Here is a 399-nt window from a genome sequence, read left to right on the forward strand (position 1 = left end):
TTCAGGATGCGCGCTACGTGTGATTACGGGTTCAGAGAAGGCCGCACGAATAGCAGCCTCATCCGGTAATAGTTTAACGTGCCAGTGTATCAGTCGCAGGCCTGCATCTTTACAGGCTTTGGCTTTTTGATAGTCAGTTTCGTGATGAGGGGTACGACCGCTTCCGTCGTTCAGTTCGATTGCCGCCACCACTGAAAAATCTTTTTTGCAGATGACATAGTCAAAACTCAGCTGGTTAATACGCTGATGCCATTCCAGCAGATTGGCACCTTTTTTGACTCCCAGTATGCGCGACATCTGTACCTGGGTCAGTACGATATGCTCGGGTAATGCTGTCGTCAGGCGGTGAAATAATATCTGTTCGGCTGCACCCACCGGACGTCGCAGGTAATAAGGCCA

At 50.1% G+C, this 399-nt stretch carries 1 protein-coding gene; it reads right to left on the reverse strand.

Going from position 1 to position 399, the window contains the following annotated elements:
- The coding region (locus tag KDM89_RS20105; protein ID WP_212689648.1) for a DUF2726 domain-containing protein at positions 1–399 on the reverse strand (399 nt) is incomplete at both ends.

Origin of the sequence: Cognatundibacterium luofuense (assembly GCF_018139685.1) — a bacterium.
Classification (GTDB): domain Bacteria; phylum Pseudomonadota; class Gammaproteobacteria; order Burkholderiales; family Burkholderiaceae_D; genus Undibacterium; species Undibacterium luofuense.